We start from the raw sequence: 13826 nt of genomic DNA on the forward strand, positions 1-13826 counted from the left end.
TTCCAGATGATGAGGGGGCAGGTCAGCCCTTGGGCTTGCCTGCTGGGGCCTCGGCCGTTTCATGGGGGTGGTTGTGGGGATGGTCTTTCGTGCCAGGCAGTGGTGCGGTGATCATGCCCAGCTTGCCGGTGATCTGCCCGCCTTCTTCCACCTGCAGGCGACGGCATTCCGCATCACCAAGCAGGCGTCCGCTGGCCCGAATGGTGAGCGTGTTGCGAACGGTCAGTTCGCCCTCCAGCGTACCGGAGACTTCTGCACTTCCTGCCTCGACCTTGCCACGGAAGCAGCCGTCTGGGGCGATGGCGAGCTCCTTGACGGTGAGGTGGTCTACCTCAAGCGTGCCTTCAATGATGAGGCGTTCGATGTTTTCGACAGTACCACGGATGGTGATGCCATTATGGACAACCAGCGTACGGGCATTATCGGTGTAGCCGCCTTTGTCCTGACCACTGAAGCGGCTGGAGGAAGCCCGTTGGCGGGGCGCAGAACCGGGCATGGGGGAGGGAGGCGTGGGAAGAGACATGATTTCCTTTGGTCGGGTGGTTGGAGTGGGCTGCATCACGGCAGAGCGGTTGAAACATGATGCCGGAACACCGTTCCAGCAGGTGTACGACCCGGATAGAGCCAGAAGATGTTTCTGGCCAGGTGGCGGGACCAGTAAAGGGGGCTTTTTCATAACCTGTCAATGCCGGGTGGCAAAGAGGCATTGATATGCCCGCCACGGGCGTTATGGTATCAGGCTGATCGCCTGAAAACGAAAGAAAGTCGCCGTTTATGTCTTCCACTGCTCCCAGATATGACCTTCTCTGCATTGGCAATGCCATTGTGGATGTGCTGGCCACCGTCAGCAGCGAGATGCTGGCCGAGTTTGGTGCCACTCCGGGCAGCATGACCCTGATTGATGCCCCCACGATGGCACGGATCGAACAGCGTATTCGTGTCGAGCAGGTGGCCGGTGGGGGCTCGGCTGCCAACAGTGCCGTTGTGGCTGCCCGTATGGGAACGAAAACGGCCTATCTGGGCAAGGTAGCTGCTGACAGGGCTGGTGAAGAGTTCACGTCTGACATGAAGGCGCAGGGCATTGCCTTTCCGTCTGTTCCGCTCGCCGGGGAAGAGGGAATCCCGACGGCCCGTTGCATTGTGCTGATTACGCCGGATGGTCAGCGTACCATGTTCACCTATCTGGGCGCCTGTGTGGAGTTCACCCCGCAGGATGTGATGGCCGATGTCGTGTCTGGCTCGGCCATCACCTATCTGGAGGGGTATCTGTTCGATCGTCCGCAGGCGCAGGAGGCGTTCTATCAGGCTGCCCGTCTGGCCCATGAGGCGGGGCGCAAAGTGGCCCTGACACTCTCAGATGCGTTCTGCATCCAGCGTCATCAGGCGGCGTTCCGTTCTTTTGTGTCGGAATCGGTTGATATCCTGTTTGCCAATGAAGGGGAAATCCTGGCCCTTTACGAGACGGAAGATTTTGATGAGGCCCTGAAGGCTCTCTCTGGGGATGTGGCGCTGGGTGTCGTGACACGGGGTGAGAAAGGGGCTGTCGTGCAGGCTGGTGCTACACGGCATGATGTTCCGACAAAGCCTGTGAAGGTTGTTGATACGACGGGGGCCGGGGATGCTTTCGCTGCTGGCTTTCTGGCTGGATATGGCCGGAAGCGGTCTCTGGTGGAGTGCGCCACGCTGGGGAATGAGGCCGCAGGCCATGTCATTGCCCGTCTTGGAGGCCGCCCTGATGAAGGCTTCGCCTTGAAAGCCTGAGGCTCATGCAGCCGGGATAGAGAAAGGGCCAGCCCTGCGGTTCGAGGGCTGGCCTTTTTTGAAGGTTGTGGATGGGGAGGGTCAGAGAGCACCCCATGTGGTGGTCTGTATGTTGTGGGCAGCGAGCAGCTCTCTTGTCGCAGGGCTCGTGAGTGTGGCGAGTTCCTGTTCGGGCTGATAGCCGGGCATGAGGCTTGCCATCTGGCTGTTCTGGCCTTTTGCCGGATGAAAATAGATTTCACTGATACCAGATGGCAGTTGTGGGATCAGTCTGTGGATGCGTTCTGGTGTCATATGGCCGGACCAGCGCAGGCCAAAGCAGGAATCATTGGTTTTCATGCCAGCGCGGCGAATCTGGTGGCGCAGGACACGGGTCCACTGCTCCAGGGCCTGGTCGCCAAGGCTGGGCGTTTCCCCCAGTGGGCCGGCAGGTTCCATGGGAGTGCGGATGGCTCGCAGTCCGTAGGTTCTGCCCGTCTGGATCATCATCTGCCCGATGGTTGGGTGCAGGTGCATGTGTTTGTGGGCATTGGCATGATCCAGTTGCAGGCCTGTACGGGCGAACTGCTCAAACTGGGCATGGATTTCCTTTTTCAGGGCAGCACGTGTGGTGGGCGAGAAAAAATACTGGAGGCCCAGCTGTAGCTGATTGCTGCCAAACCAGCCCTTCTGGTCCGTAATGATGGGGAGGTGCAGCAGGGAATCCCCTTCAATGACGACCAGATGAAGCCCCAACCGCAGGTTGGGCAGTCTTTTTGCCCGCCGCAGGGCATCCTCAAAGGCAGGGGCGGCCACCATGAGGCTGGCTGTGCTGAGGAGACCGTTGCGGTGGGCTTCCTCGATTGCTTCATTGACTTCCACGCTCATGCCGAAATCATCAGCAGAGAAAATGACGCGGCGGGGGGAGGAAACTGTCATGGTCTGGCTCGTGGGAGGAAGGTGAGAGGGTGGCCCTGTGTGGCAGTGGGCCCGCATGATGCCTCAATCAGGCTCTTATGTGAATGTCAGGGCATGTCATGAAAAAGGCGGCCTCTGGTGAGGCCGCCTTTTCCCTGTTCAGTCGCTTCAGGCCAGTGTCAGGAGGAGTGACGCTGACGGAGGAACTGGAAGAATTCCACACCCTCACGCAGGCGGCGTTTGAGCATCTGTGGGTCCGTAATCATTTCCTTGACGATGGCGAAAATTTTGGAGGGGCGGAAGTAGAACTCCTTGTAGAAGGTTTCCACGCTCTTGAAGATTTCCGTATGGGAGAGATGCGGGTAATGCAGCGGGGCGATCTGCACGCCGTTCTCATCAATCAGCTCAGCCTCGTCTTCATTCAGCCAGCCATTTTCAGAGGCCTGCTTGTGCAGGAAGGTCCCCGGATAGGGAGCTGCCAGAGACACCTGCATGGTGTGCGGGTCAATCTCCTTGGCATATTCGATGGTCTCACGGATGGTTTCTTTTGTCTCACCCGGCAGGCCAACGATGAATGTTCCGTGAATCTTGATGCCCAGCTTGTGGCAGTTTTTCGTGAATTCACGGGCCGTTTCGATGCGCATGCCCTTCTTGATGTTGTGCAGGATCTGCTGGTTGCCGCTTTCATACCCGACAAGAAGCAGGCGCAGCCCATTGTCCCGCAGCACCTTCAGCGTGTCGTAAGGCACATTGGCCTTGGCATTGCAGGACCACGTCACGCCCAGCTTGCCAAGCTCCCGGGCGATGGCCTCGGCACGGGGCAGGTCATCGGTGAAGGTGTCATCATCAAAGAAGAATTCCTTCACCTGCGGGAAATATTTCATGGCAAGCCTGATCTCGGCTGCCACATGCTCCGGGCTGCGTGTGCGGTAGCGATGCCCGCCCACTGTCTGCGGCCAGAGGCAGAAGGTGCAGCGGGACTTGCACCCACGGCCCGTGTAAATGGAGATGTACGGGTGTTTCAGGTAACCGATGAAGTAATCTTCAATTCTCAGGTCACGCTTGTACACTTCCGTCACGAAAGGCAGGCTGTCCATGTCTTCAATCATGGCGCGGTCCTTGTTGGTGATGATCTCACCATTCTCATTGCGCCATGTGATGCCATCCACCTCGGCAAGGGGCTTGCCTTCGGCAATTTCCTTGATGGTAAAGTCGAATTCATTGCGGGCCACGAAGTCGATCGGGCTGCCCTGTGCAAGGCTTTCGTCAGGCTGGACAGCCACCTTGGCTCCGACCATGCCGATCTTCAGCTTCGGGTTGGTTTCCTTCAGCATCTTGGCCACACGGACGTCAGACGGGAAGGACGGCGTGGAGGTGTGCATGATCACCAGATCACGATTCTTCACATCCTCAAGGATGGGGCCCATGCCCATCTTGGCCGGGGGAGCGTCGATCAGGCGTGAGCCAGGCACCATTGCTGCAGGCTGGGCCAGCCACGTGGGGTACCAGAAGGAGCGGATTTCCCGCTTTGCCTGGTAGCGTGAGCCAGCACCGCCATCAAAGCCATCAAAAGATGGGGGCTGCAGAAACAGTGTTCTCAACATGAACGGACACTCCTGATAATGTCGGGCCTGTCAACGCCGGTTTCGTTGACGGGAAAAGGGGCACACAAGGTTAATTGAGCTTGTTATAGGGACTTCGGAAGTTTTTTGCCACGGGAGATGTGCAGCGACTGCCCCCGCCAGGTCACCTGCGTGCCACGGGCGCTGCCAACCATGACAGCGGCCGACAGCCAGTCCCGGAAGATGAGATGGGGGAAAAGGCCGGGCATGGCGCAGTTTGTCAGCCGTCCGATGTGGCATGTCATGGCACTGCGGCAGAGCAGCCCCCCGCCCAGCAGTGCCCAGGAAAAAAACCGGGCTGGTGCAAAAAGGACACAGAGACTGCCCCAGAAGAGCGGCAGCTGGAGGGCGGAAAGACCATAACCGACAGGCTCCACACTGCGGACAGTCCGTCCCCAGCGCAGTTCATGCTGGAAGAGGGCCCCCAGGCCCGTTTCGGCAACGGTTGTCTGGCAGATGGTGGGTGCCAGGGCAATTCTGCCGCCATTGTGGCGGATGAGCTGCCCCAGCACGGCGTCATCAGCCACATGCTGGACAAGAGCTTCCAGTCCGCCGATGTCTTCCAGATGCTTGCGCCGCAGGGCCATGGTGGCCCCCAGGCAGTCCTGCCGCCCCATGAGGCGGGACATCATGACACCGGGAAGGAAGTTTGTATTTATGCCACATGCCCCCAGCTTGCGGACGAGCGTGTTGCTGGCGGGCAGGCCTGCATAGAGGGTTGTGGCAAGCTGCACGCCGTCTTGCTGGAGTGCCCGTACGATGCTGGCCGTGTAGTCTGCGCTGACATGGATGTCGGAATCAGAAATGATCAGGACATCATGTTTACAGGCAGGAAACATGTTGATGAGATTGCCCACCTTGCGGTTGGGGCCGTGCTCTGTCTGGTCGATGACGACAGATATGTCCCGTTCGGGGTAGCGCTTCTGGAGGCGCCGGACGACGGCCAGTGCCGGGTCGTGTTCATCCTGAAGGCCGAAGACGATCTGATGGGGCGCCGGATAATCCTGCCTGAAGAAACTTTCCAGAGCCTCTTCCAGCAGCGGCTCGTCCCCGTGAAGGGGTTTCATGATGGTTACGGCTGGCAGGGTGCCATCATGGTGCAGGGGGCTCAATGTTTCATCGGGAATATGGGCTGTCCGGCGGAAACGGTGCAGCAGCCCGGTGCCGATGGCCCCCTGGAGATGCCCAGCCAGTGAAAAGATGCCGCTTACGGCAGAGGCGATCGCAAGCAGTGAGGGCATCAGCAGGAGTGTCCGCAGGAATGATGGAACTGGTGTGGAAGAGCTCCGCAGAGGGGTATCATGGTCGTCTGCCTGGCTGGCAGAACAGCTCTGCCAGCCATGTCATGACGTTTCTGATGGCCTGATACGTTGTCAGAGAGAGCTGGAAAGAAAAAAGCCATGCAATCCGGTTTTAGTCTTGTAGAAAATCATCCGCTTTCTTTGTCAGCGTACGAGCCAGGCCATTGGCGCCACTCTGGCTGAAAATGGTCTTGAAGTCGGAACGCTGGGCGGCAACCTGGCTGATATGGCCATCCAGCAGGATGTCCACGATGCGCCAGCCATTCGGGCCTTTGACCATCACATAGTCAATGGGTGTGGCTGATTCGGCGGAGTCATTCCTGTTGCCGATGGTCGTGTGGACGATGGTGCGTCCATCTTCTTCCGTAGTCTGGCTGACAGTGAAAACGGCATTCGTCCCAGGCTTGAACGTGGAGGCATAGCGGGCCACGGTGAACCGCTTGAAAGCATTGATGAGGGCACTGCGTTCATCAGCGGAGAGCTGGTCATAATGCAGGCCGACCGAACGCTTGAGGATGGCATCCATGTCGAAGGCCTGGTCAACCAGCGGGGCGATCATGGCGCTGCGCTTGCCGATGCCAGCCCCGGAATGTTCGGACTGCTCAAGTGCTTTGTAGAGGCCACTGATCGGGGCCTGTGGTGTGGCTGCCCCTGCCGGGGCGGCGGCGGGGGTGCGCCCGGCCGCATGGGCGGAGATAGGGGCGATGGCGGCGGGGACGCCTGCCAGCAAGGCCATCATGCTGATGGAAAACATAAGACAACGTTTCATGTGCATGTTCTTTCCTCCTATGTTCCTGTCCATGCAAGAGGCCATGAGACTCTTGGCACGGGGTCCCTGTAGGATGCCGCGTCACTGTGGTGAATCTGCTACAGTCGGGGCGGCAGTATAGCGCATTATCATTGAATGAACGAGTCTGTCGGCGTTATAGCGGGTGCATGTGGTGCCGGGAGCCTGTGACAACCAGGGGAGGGAGCTTCTCTTGTGCTTGCAATTCCCGGCTGCTTCTGCGAAGGAACCGGCAGGTTTCGTGGTGGGTCCCGGTCATGGAGGGATGTTCCATGGCTGGGCACGGGTGTCCTGATACCGTGATGCAGCCCCGATGGAGAGAATGATCAGAGGATTATAATGGCCGTACCATTGATGCAGGCTGTCCGAGTTGGACGGTACGTTCTCAAGCAGCACCTGACAGGACGCAAGCGCTATCCGCTGGTGCTGATGCTTGAGCCGCTGTTCCGCTGCAATCTGGCTTGCGCAGGTTGTGGCAAGATTGATTACCCCGCAAAGATCCTCAATCAGCGCATGAGCTATCAGGAGTGCATGGATGCTGATACCGAGGCGGGCGCCCCTGTGATCGCCGTGGCCGGTGGCGAGCCGCTGCTGCACAAGGAGATGCCGCAGATCATTGAAGGTCTGGTGGCCCGCAAGAAGTATGTCTATCTCTGCACCAACGCCCTTCTGCTGGAGAAGAAGATCGACGACTACAAGCCGTCTCCTTTCTTCTCATGGGATGTCCATCTGGACGGTGACCAGCAGATGCACGATTCGTCCGTCTGTCAGGAAGGCGTGTACGAGCGTGCGGTCAAGGCCATCAAGCTTGCCAAGTCCAAGGGCTTCCGTGTTTCCATCAACTGCACCCTTTTTGATGGTGTGAAGCCCGAGCGTGTGGCTGCCTTTTTTGATGAGGTCATGAAGCTGGGCGTGGATGGCGTGATGACGGCTCCGGGTTACGCCTATGAGCGTGCGCCGGATCAGGAACACTTCCTGAACCGCCAGAAGACCAAGACGCTGTTCCGTGACATCTTCCGCCTTGGCAAGGGCCACAAATGGCGGTTCACGCAGTCCCCGCTGTTCCTGAACTTCCTGGCCGGGAACGAGACCTATCACTGCACGCCGTGGGGCAAGCCGCTGCGTACCGTGTTTGGCTGGCAGCGCCCCTGCTACCTGCTGGGTGAAGGCTATGCCAAGACCTTCAAGGAGCTGATGGACGACACGGCCTGGGACCAGTACGGCACAGGTGCTTATGAAAAATGCGCCGACTGCATGGTCCATTCCGGGTACGAGTCCACGGCCGTGATGGACGCGGTCCGCCGCCCGCTGCACTTCATCAAGGTGGCTCTTCAGGGACCGGAGACGGAAAAGCCGATGGCTCCGGAAATCTCTCTGGCCAACCAGCGTCCGGCCTCTTATGGCTACGATGATGAAGTGGCCCGCCAGCTCGAACGTATCGAAGGCGAAGAAGCCAAAAGCGGCAAGAAGCCGGCCCGTGGGCCGCGTGTCCGCATCAATGGCCGTATGGAAGGCCCGGCTGCTCCGGCTGCCAAGTAAGGCACGCCCTGTCTTCCTGCCCTGACTGTCCCGTCTGTCCTTGTGGCATGGGGCAGATCAGGGCAGGATGGCCTCATGATGATTCCTGTCCTGACAATTGTTCTTCTGATTTTCCTTAATGGCGTTTTCGCCACGGGGGAGCTTGCGCTTATTTCGGCCAAGCGGGCCCGGCTCTCCAATCTGGCACAGAAAAAGGTTGCCGGTGCGGAGCGGGCGTTGAAGCTGGCTGAAAACCCTCAGAATTTCCTGCCGACAGTGCAGATCGGCATGACCCTGGTCTCCATTCTGGAAGGTGCCTTCGGGGGCAGCCAGCTGGAGGAGGGAGTTCAGCATTTTTTTGAACATCTGGCCATTCCACAGCCTTTTGCGGGGGAGCTGGCCATCATCAGTGTCGTGGCGGCGATCACTTTTGCCATGCTCGTCTTTGGTGAGCTTGTGCCGAAGCAGATAGCCCTGCGGCGCCCGGAAACCATTGCCATCCATCTTTCATCCACCCTGGTGGTGCTGGCCTGGTGTACGAGGCCGGTCGTCTGGCTGCTGAGCAAAACGACGGACATGGTCCTGCGGCTGATCGGCCTTGGCTCCATGCCCCGTGTGACGGTGACGGAGGAAGAGCTGAAGGCTGTCCTCCAGGAGGGGATGCAGGCCGGAATACTGGAAACGGAGGAGCGGGCCATCATCGAGCGTCTGCTCCGTCTGGCGGATCGCCCCGTCCGGGCCATCATGACTCCCCGCAACGAGCTGTTCTGGGTCGATCGCAATGCTGATGAGGAAACACTGGCCAGGAAACTGCGCCAGTCATCTTACGGGCGCATTGTGGTCTGTGATGGTGATGTGGACCATCCTGTCGGTGTCATGCTGGCCAAGGATGTGATGGACAGGCTTCTGCTGGGTCTGCCCCTGTCCGTGGACGCTGTATTGCGGACCCCGCCTGCCATTCCGGACAGTCTGACCGCACAGGGGATGATCGAGCGCCTCAAGGGGATTTCCCTCGGGATCGTGTTTGTCTTTGATGAGTATGGCTCTTTCGAAGGGATCGTGACCCCCTCTGATGTGTTCGAGGCCATTATTGGTGATGAGGCGCTGGACGTGGCCGCACAGAAAAATTCTGAATCCGGTGGCAAGGAGGAATATATCCTTGATGGCACCATGCCGATTGATGATGTCTGTGTCCGTCTGGATATCGCCGTACCACCGGATGATGGCCGTTATCATACTCTGGGAGGGGCTCTCATGGCCCTGTTGCGTCGGGTGCCTGCCAAGGGGGACAAGGTGGTTTTCTCTGGCTGGCTTTTTGAGGTGCTGGAAATGGAGCGGCGGCGTGTTCTGCGGGTCCGGGCCAGCCGTTGGGCCTTGGCGAAGAACTGAAAAATCCCCCTTATATGCTGGGGAAAATCAGTTAATATGGATTAAATTACAAGTATAATTTTTGTAAATTCACAATGAATGTCTCTTGTGAATTATATTTCATAAAATAGGGGAAGGAGGAATCTGCCAATATTCTGGGGATGACAGGGAGTATCCATTTAAAAAAAAGCGGTTCTCTGTCTTGGCGTTATCTGGTGGGGTCGATATAACCCGGGCATCCGACTTCTCTGCCCGTCTCGCTTTGGAGCGGTGAGGTGAGGGAAGCTCTGCGAGAGGGAGTTCTGCATGATCACGCTTTCACCTGACTATCGCCCTTCCGATGATGAAGAGTTCATGAATGAACGGCAGCTTGCCTATTTCCGGCAGAAGCTGCTGCATTGGCGGATGGACCTTCTCAAGGAGGCGGGGGAAACTCTGGCCAGCCTTTCCGAGGGTGGGATACGTGAGGCTGATCTGACAGACCGTGCCACCGTGGAGACGGACCGGGCTTTCGAGCTGCGGACCCGGGACCGTGCCCGCAAACTCATCATCAAGATCGACATGGCTCTGGCCCGGATTGAGGATGGTTCTTACGGTTACTGTGAGGAAACGGGTGAGCCGATAGGGCTCCAGCGTCTGGAGGCCCGTCCGATTGCCACCCTGTCGCTGGAGGCGCAGGAACGGCACGAGCGGCACGAAAAGATTTATCGGGACGACTGATTAGGGGTTGCATGGCGGGGGCGAACAGGTTAGTTAACCCGCCATGGGACAGCAGTGCTGCTGTAGCTCAGTGGTAGAGCACTCCCTTGGTAAGGGAGAGGTCGCGAGTTCAATCCTCGCCAGCAGCACCATTCTTCAGTTTTTGATGAAGCCTCTTATCTGTCTCCTGTTTTTTCCTGATAATATGATGTCTTCTGTTTCCTTGCTGGAGAGGCACGGTCATTATGGTTGATACGGTTGTCCTGTACGGGATCAAGACCTGTTCTACGGTGAAGAAGGCCATGAAGTGGCTCGAGGACCGGGGGATTCCCGTCCGCTATCATGATGTTCGCAAGGACGGGCTGACAGCTGCCCTGCTGGAAGGTTGGGTTGAGGCTGTAGGGTGGGAGAAGCTGCTCAATCGTTCCAGCCTGACATTTCGCCGTCTTGATGAGGCACAGAAGCAGGACCTGACACAAGCCCGTGCCGTGGCGCTGATGCTGGAGCATCCAACCCTGGTGCGTCGCCCTGTGCTTGAGAGCGGAAAGACCGTTACGGTGGGGTTCCGGCCCGAGCTTTATGAAGGGCTGTTCGCTCCGACAGCCTGACCATGGTTTTTCAGGCATGCAGGGAAGGCTCTTCGCCGTTCCGTTCATGAGATGATAGAGAAGGCTCCAGTTTCGGGGCCTTTATTTTTGAGAAGGAGGTGCAGTTATGGAGGTGTTTTCACGGCGGTCCTCTGTGGCTCCTTCGGTGAGGCCGGAAAAGGGTTTTCCTGTCATGGCGCCCGAGCAGGTACAGCTCCTGTTCCGACGCCGCCTTTCGGAGATATGCGCCCGTTTTGAAGACTGGCAGATGCCCGTTACTGTCAGAGGGGTGATTGGGGAGGTGCGGCCGGACCATTGGCGCCGTCGGGAAAGTACGCCCCTGCTGGATGAAAAGACGGGCACGGCCATTCTGCTGGACATCTCCCCTTCCCTGCTGGAGGGAGACGGGCTTCATGCGGGAGAACGTGTGCGTGTCTGCGGCCTGTTGAGGGCGCATCTGCATCAGGGACAGGTCATGCCCCGTTTTGAGGTTCTGGCCGTCGGGCGGGATGCAGAAGAGAAGGCCGACAGGCAGCGGGAAGAGCTGTTGCAGTTTCTGCGAGGGACGCCGCCCCAGCGGCGCAGCTTTCCAACCCGTGAAGGGGCGCGGATGCTGCTGCTGGGTATTGGTGTCGGGGTGGACCGGCTGAAGAGCATGGAGCAGGCCCTTGGTGGTTTCTGGACAGAACGGAACGTGACATTCCGTGCCGTGCAGGGTGATGGGGCAGCAGGCCAGTCTCTGCATGGGGTGGAAGAGGATATCGTTTTTCTGGTCATTGCCGGTGCACAGGCGGTGGAGACGGAGTCCGCCATGTTCATGAAGGCGCTGCTGCACTGTCCGGCCTATCGTGTTCTGGTCTATGACGCCGCAGCAGATGATGGGCTGCCTTCTGCCATTCTGCCGCATATGGTCGACTGTTTTTTCCGGACGACTGTGGAGGCGGCGACCTTCATAAGGCAGCAGAGCAGCGTGGTGCGGCAGCATCAGGATGAAGAGCGGGCACATCAGGAAGAGCTGGCAGCCTTGCGGGCCAGTCTTGCTGCCCTGGCAGAGCGTCCCGGGGAGACCAGTTCCCCATCACCACTTTTTCTGTTTCTGGCAGGGCTGTGTCTCGGCGGGGGGCTGGTTGCAGCCAGCCTGTGGGGCCTGCACCATCTTTTTCAGGGGGGCTGAGCCCCCCTTTCCTGTGGGGCCTCAGGGCAGGAATTCAGGCCGGGGCCGTAATGGAAGAAATTCCCCCAGCATGGGAGCCAGATTGTGCAAATGTTGAGCAGAATCCGGAGATAGCAGAAGCAGTGCCCGTGCCAGGTCATGTGGTGGAAGGCCGGGGTGCCCGGCAAGCCATGTGAGCAGCCCGTGCACGCTCAGGCCCTCCGGCTCATCAACGGGGGGTAGCGGTGTGAAGAGGCAGGCAGGCGCTGTGCTGGTCGGTATCAGCTCCAGCGGCATGTTGGCATGGCCTGTTTCGTGTGGCAGATGGATGGCCTGCCTCTGTGTGTTGAAGGTGATGCGCAGGCTGGCCATGCCAAACGGGCAGGGTGCATCTCCAAGTGTGAAGGATGACCTGTCCTGCTCATGGAGAGTGAGAAGATGCGGAGTGCTCTTCAGCCAGAACCCGATGAGTGGTTCGTGGTGGTCCGACTGGTCCCCCGTCAGGAGTCTGCCCTCAGGGAAGCGGAGAAGGACGGTCTGTCCGGCTTCATAGCGGGCTGAAAACTGGTTGTTCAGCAGCAGGCCACTCTGGGTGGAGGGGCGTATCCGCTCGTACTGGAAGGTTCCGTGCTGCACAAGGTCCCGGATGCCCAGTGCTGTGGCATCTTCCTGATAATGCAGACGTGCTTCTTCAAGCTGCGGCTCCACGAGCTTCTGCAAACGGGAGAGCCCCGCCTTCAGTGCGCTTTCCCGCATCCGGTTGGAGAGCACGCGCATGGCCCGGAGGTCACGTTCCTGTGGAGGGGTGACCTGCTCGTTGCGGTTGTAGTGGGCCCGCATGGGGGGAGGCAGTTCGTCCTCACCATGGGCCAGTGCACAGATGTAATGCTGGATGCAGCCACCGGCCCAGGGTTTTTCTGGAAGGGTTTCCCTGTCGGGCTGGTAGGGCTCTCCATCCGCCCGGATGATCTGCTCCGGCAGCAGGCCCAGCATATGCGCATCGGTCAGTCTGGCTGGGGTGGGCAGCTGGTCCAGCCGGGCCATGAGCCGGACGAACCGGTGATCGGCAAAAGAGGGCATGGCGTGCCAGAGATGGTTGGCCACCACATGCCCCGGAGGAGGCTGAACATGCCCGGCGCTGCCATAAATCCGCCAATGTATGGCCATGGCAGCGATTTCATCCGTGGATGGGGGGAACAGGCGTGCCAGTTCGCGGGTAGGAGACAGATATTCATCCGCATCCAGAATGATGATCCAGTCCTCTACGGGAATGGTGTCGCCCTCCGCTTCCTCCTGGACGTCCCGAGGCATGTTCTGGGTGATCTGCCGGAGGTGGGTGATGGCCTGCCGGGTCAGCTCAAGGCGCCGTCCTTCCGGGCTCAGCTCTTCCCGGAGCTCCACCGGGTGCCATGAGAGGGGCCAGTCCTGCTGGAGACTCTGGACAATCTGCCGCACATTATCAAAAGCGCCAGCATCAATGATGGCGATATGCTCAATCCCGAGGGCCAGGTGCCATGCCAGCCACCCCGGCAGGGTATGGTCTGCCTGCTTGAGAAGGACGGCACATGTGAGACGGGGGTGCCTATCGGACATAAATACGGACCATGTTGTTCTGGACGGTCGGGCTGGAGCCGACTTTCATCTCCAGCTGGATGGGGCGGGCACCGGCTGCCAGAACATGGCTGGCGACCGGGTTGACGAGCGTCTCTGTCAGCTGCTGGAGGGACTGCCTCTCGGCCTCAGGCGTCTGCTGCATGGGAGCCATGCCCTGGATGATGAACAGGATGTTGCTCTTGCGGCCCAGTGCAAGTTTGGTGGCTTTCTCCACCGCTGGCCCGTAATCCCGTTCTGGCGTGCCGCCAGCAATCTGGAGAAAGGCCGGTTTTTCCGGGGCGGGAGCAGGCAGGGCCGGGGTGGCCGTTCTGGGAGGCCTGCCAGCCTGCGCATCGAACGTGCGTTGATCGATGGGATTGCAGCCGCAGAGGGACGCCGTCAGCAGAAGCAGGGCAGTGGAGCGGAATCGCAGAAGAGAGCGGGGGACAGAGAGAGCCATCATAAAACAACAGGTTACAGGAAGCCGGGCATGACGCAAGAGGGAAGCAGGGCTGCTTCAAAAACTTCATTTTCCCTCTG

Annotated in this window: 13 protein-coding genes and 1 tRNA gene; 7 read left to right on the plus strand and 7 right to left on the minus strand. The window is 59.0% G+C overall.

Features of this window, described 5'->3' with window-relative positions; all coding sequences use genetic code 11:
• Positions 1-22: 22 nt before the first annotated feature.
• Entirely contained in the window at positions 23-523 is a 501-nt protein-coding gene (locus DTJ15_RS05885) for a polymer-forming cytoskeletal protein (protein WP_227656499.1), read from the minus strand.
• Between the two features lie 251 nt (positions 524-774).
• Here DTJ15_RS05885 and DTJ15_RS05890 point away from each other — a divergent pair, with 251 nt between their 5' ends.
• Entirely contained in the window at positions 775-1761 is a 987-nt protein-coding gene (locus DTJ15_RS05890) for an adenosine kinase (RefSeq protein WP_103765266.1), read from the plus strand.
• Between the two features lie 81 nt (positions 1762-1842).
• Here DTJ15_RS05890 and hpnK read toward each other — a convergent pair whose 3' ends face one another.
• From hpnK to DTJ15_RS05910, 4 genes are all read right to left on the minus strand, one after another.
• The gene (gene hpnK / locus DTJ15_RS05895) at positions 1843-2679 is read right to left on the minus strand and encodes a hopanoid biosynthesis-associated protein HpnK (protein ID WP_043558072.1); all 837 of its coding nucleotides are present in this window, start codon (positions 2677-2679) and stop codon (positions 1843-1845) included.
• A 158-nt stretch (positions 2680-2837) separates the two neighbouring features.
• On the minus strand, positions 2838-4262 hold the full coding sequence (gene hpnJ, locus DTJ15_RS05900; protein ID WP_043558074.1) for a hopanoid biosynthesis associated radical SAM protein HpnJ: 1425 nt from the start codon (positions 4260-4262) through the stop codon (positions 2838-2840).
• An 83-nt stretch (positions 4263-4345) separates the two neighbouring features.
• Complete coding sequence (gene hpnI, locus DTJ15_RS05905; RefSeq protein ID WP_103765264.1) at positions 4346-5521, minus strand: bacteriohopanetetrol glucosamine biosynthesis glycosyltransferase HpnI; 1176 nt, start codon at positions 5519-5521, stop codon at positions 4346-4348.
• Positions 5522-5693: 172 nt separating this feature from the next.
• Complete coding sequence (locus DTJ15_RS05910; RefSeq protein ID WP_166651580.1) at positions 5694-6350, minus strand: ABC transporter substrate-binding protein; 657 nt, start codon at positions 6348-6350, stop codon at positions 5694-5696.
• Between the two features lie 357 nt (positions 6351-6707).
• Between DTJ15_RS05910 and hpnH the strand changes: the two genes are divergently transcribed.
• The 6 genes from hpnH (at position 6708) to DTJ15_RS05940 (ending at position 11714) form a co-directional block, all read left to right on the plus strand.
• A complete protein-coding gene (gene hpnH / locus DTJ15_RS05915; RefSeq protein ID WP_043558082.1) occupies positions 6708-7907 on the plus strand; it encodes an adenosyl-hopene transferase HpnH in 1200 nt (399 codons plus the stop codon).
• A gap of 75 nt (positions 7908-7982) precedes the next feature.
• Positions 7983-9275 carry a hemolysin family protein gene (locus DTJ15_RS05920; RefSeq protein ID WP_043558084.1) on the plus strand — a complete coding sequence of 431 codons (1293 nt, stop codon included), beginning with the start codon at positions 7983-7985 and terminating at the stop codon, positions 9273-9275.
• 285 nt (positions 9276-9560) lie between these two features.
• Complete coding sequence (gene dksA, locus DTJ15_RS05925) at positions 9561-9974, plus strand: RNA polymerase-binding protein DksA (RefSeq protein ID WP_043558086.1); 414 nt, start codon at positions 9561-9563, stop codon at positions 9972-9974.
• Positions 9975-10030: 56 nt separating this feature from the next.
• Positions 10031-10105 (plus strand) — tRNA-Thr (locus tag DTJ15_RS05930).
• A 93-nt stretch (positions 10106-10198) separates the two neighbouring features.
• Positions 10199-10561: an arsenate reductase gene (locus DTJ15_RS05935; RefSeq protein ID WP_043558089.1), complete on the plus strand. Its 363-nt coding sequence runs from the start codon at positions 10199-10201 to the stop codon at positions 10559-10561.
• A gap of 172 nt (positions 10562-10733) precedes the next feature.
• Positions 10734-11714 (plus strand): hypothetical protein, encoded by a 981-nt coding sequence (locus tag DTJ15_RS05940; protein ID WP_143539921.1) that lies wholly within the window; start codon positions 10734-10736, stop codon positions 11712-11714.
• A gap of 21 nt (positions 11715-11735) precedes the next feature.
• Here DTJ15_RS05940 and DTJ15_RS05945 read toward each other — a convergent pair whose 3' ends face one another.
• Positions 11736-13286 (minus strand): glycosyltransferase family 2 protein, encoded by a 1551-nt coding sequence (locus tag DTJ15_RS05945; protein ID WP_086431311.1) that lies wholly within the window; start codon positions 13284-13286, stop codon positions 11736-11738.
• On the minus strand, positions 13276-13749 hold the full coding sequence (locus DTJ15_RS05950; protein ID WP_081562809.1) for a hypothetical protein: 474 nt from the start codon (positions 13747-13749) through the stop codon (positions 13276-13278). Before DTJ15_RS05950 ends, DTJ15_RS05945 begins: the two co-directional genes overlap by 11 nt.
• Positions 13750-13826 lie beyond the last annotated feature (77 nt).

This window comes from Parasaccharibacter sp. TMW 2.1891 (assembly GCF_023337675.1).
GTDB lineage: Bacteria > Pseudomonadota > Alphaproteobacteria > Acetobacterales > Acetobacteraceae > Bombella > Bombella apis.

What these genes read in the sequence shown, in the direction of transcription:
- DTJ15_RS05940 (WP_143539921.1), top strand. Translation starts at nt 10,734, where the DNA reads ATGGCGCCCGAGCAGGTACAGCTCCTGTTCCGACGCCGCCTTTCGGAG.
- DTJ15_RS05935 (WP_043558089.1), top strand. Translation starts at nt 10,199, where the DNA reads ATGGTTGATACGGTTGTCCTGTACGGGATCAAGACCTGTTCTACGGTG.
- hpnH (WP_043558082.1), top strand. Translation starts at nt 6,708, where the DNA reads ATGGCCGTACCATTGATGCAGGCTGTCCGAGTTGGACGGTACGTTCTC.
- dksA (WP_043558086.1), top strand. Translation starts at nt 9,561, where the DNA reads ATGATCACGCTTTCACCTGACTATCGCCCTTCCGATGATGAAGAGTTC.
- DTJ15_RS05885 (WP_227656499.1), bottom strand. Translation starts at nt 523, where the DNA reads ATGTCTCTTCCCACGCCTCCCTCCCCCATGCCCGGTTCTGCGCCCCGC.
- DTJ15_RS05920 (WP_043558084.1), top strand. Translation starts at nt 7,983, where the DNA reads ATGATGATTCCTGTCCTGACAATTGTTCTTCTGATTTTCCTTAATGGC.
- hpnK (WP_043558072.1), bottom strand. Translation starts at nt 2,679, where the DNA reads ATGACAGTTTCCTCCCCCCGCCGCGTCATTTTCTCTGCTGATGATTTC.
- DTJ15_RS05910 (WP_166651580.1), bottom strand. Translation starts at nt 6,350, where the DNA reads ATGAAACGTTGTCTTATGTTTTCCATCAGCATGATGGCCTTGCTGGCA.
- hpnI (WP_103765264.1), bottom strand. Translation starts at nt 5,521, where the DNA reads ATGCCCTCACTGCTTGCGATCGCCTCTGCCGTAAGCGGCATCTTTTCA.
- DTJ15_RS05945 (WP_086431311.1), bottom strand. Translation starts at nt 13,286, where the DNA reads ATGTCCGATAGGCACCCCCGTCTCACATGTGCCGTCCTTCTCAAGCAG.
- DTJ15_RS05890 (WP_103765266.1), top strand. Translation starts at nt 775, where the DNA reads ATGTCTTCCACTGCTCCCAGATATGACCTTCTCTGCATTGGCAATGCC.
- hpnJ (WP_043558074.1), bottom strand. Translation starts at nt 4,262, where the DNA reads ATGTTGAGAACACTGTTTCTGCAGCCCCCATCTTTTGATGGCTTTGAT.
- DTJ15_RS05950 (WP_081562809.1), bottom strand. Translation starts at nt 13,749, where the DNA reads ATGATGGCTCTCTCTGTCCCCCGCTCTCTTCTGCGATTCCGCTCCACT.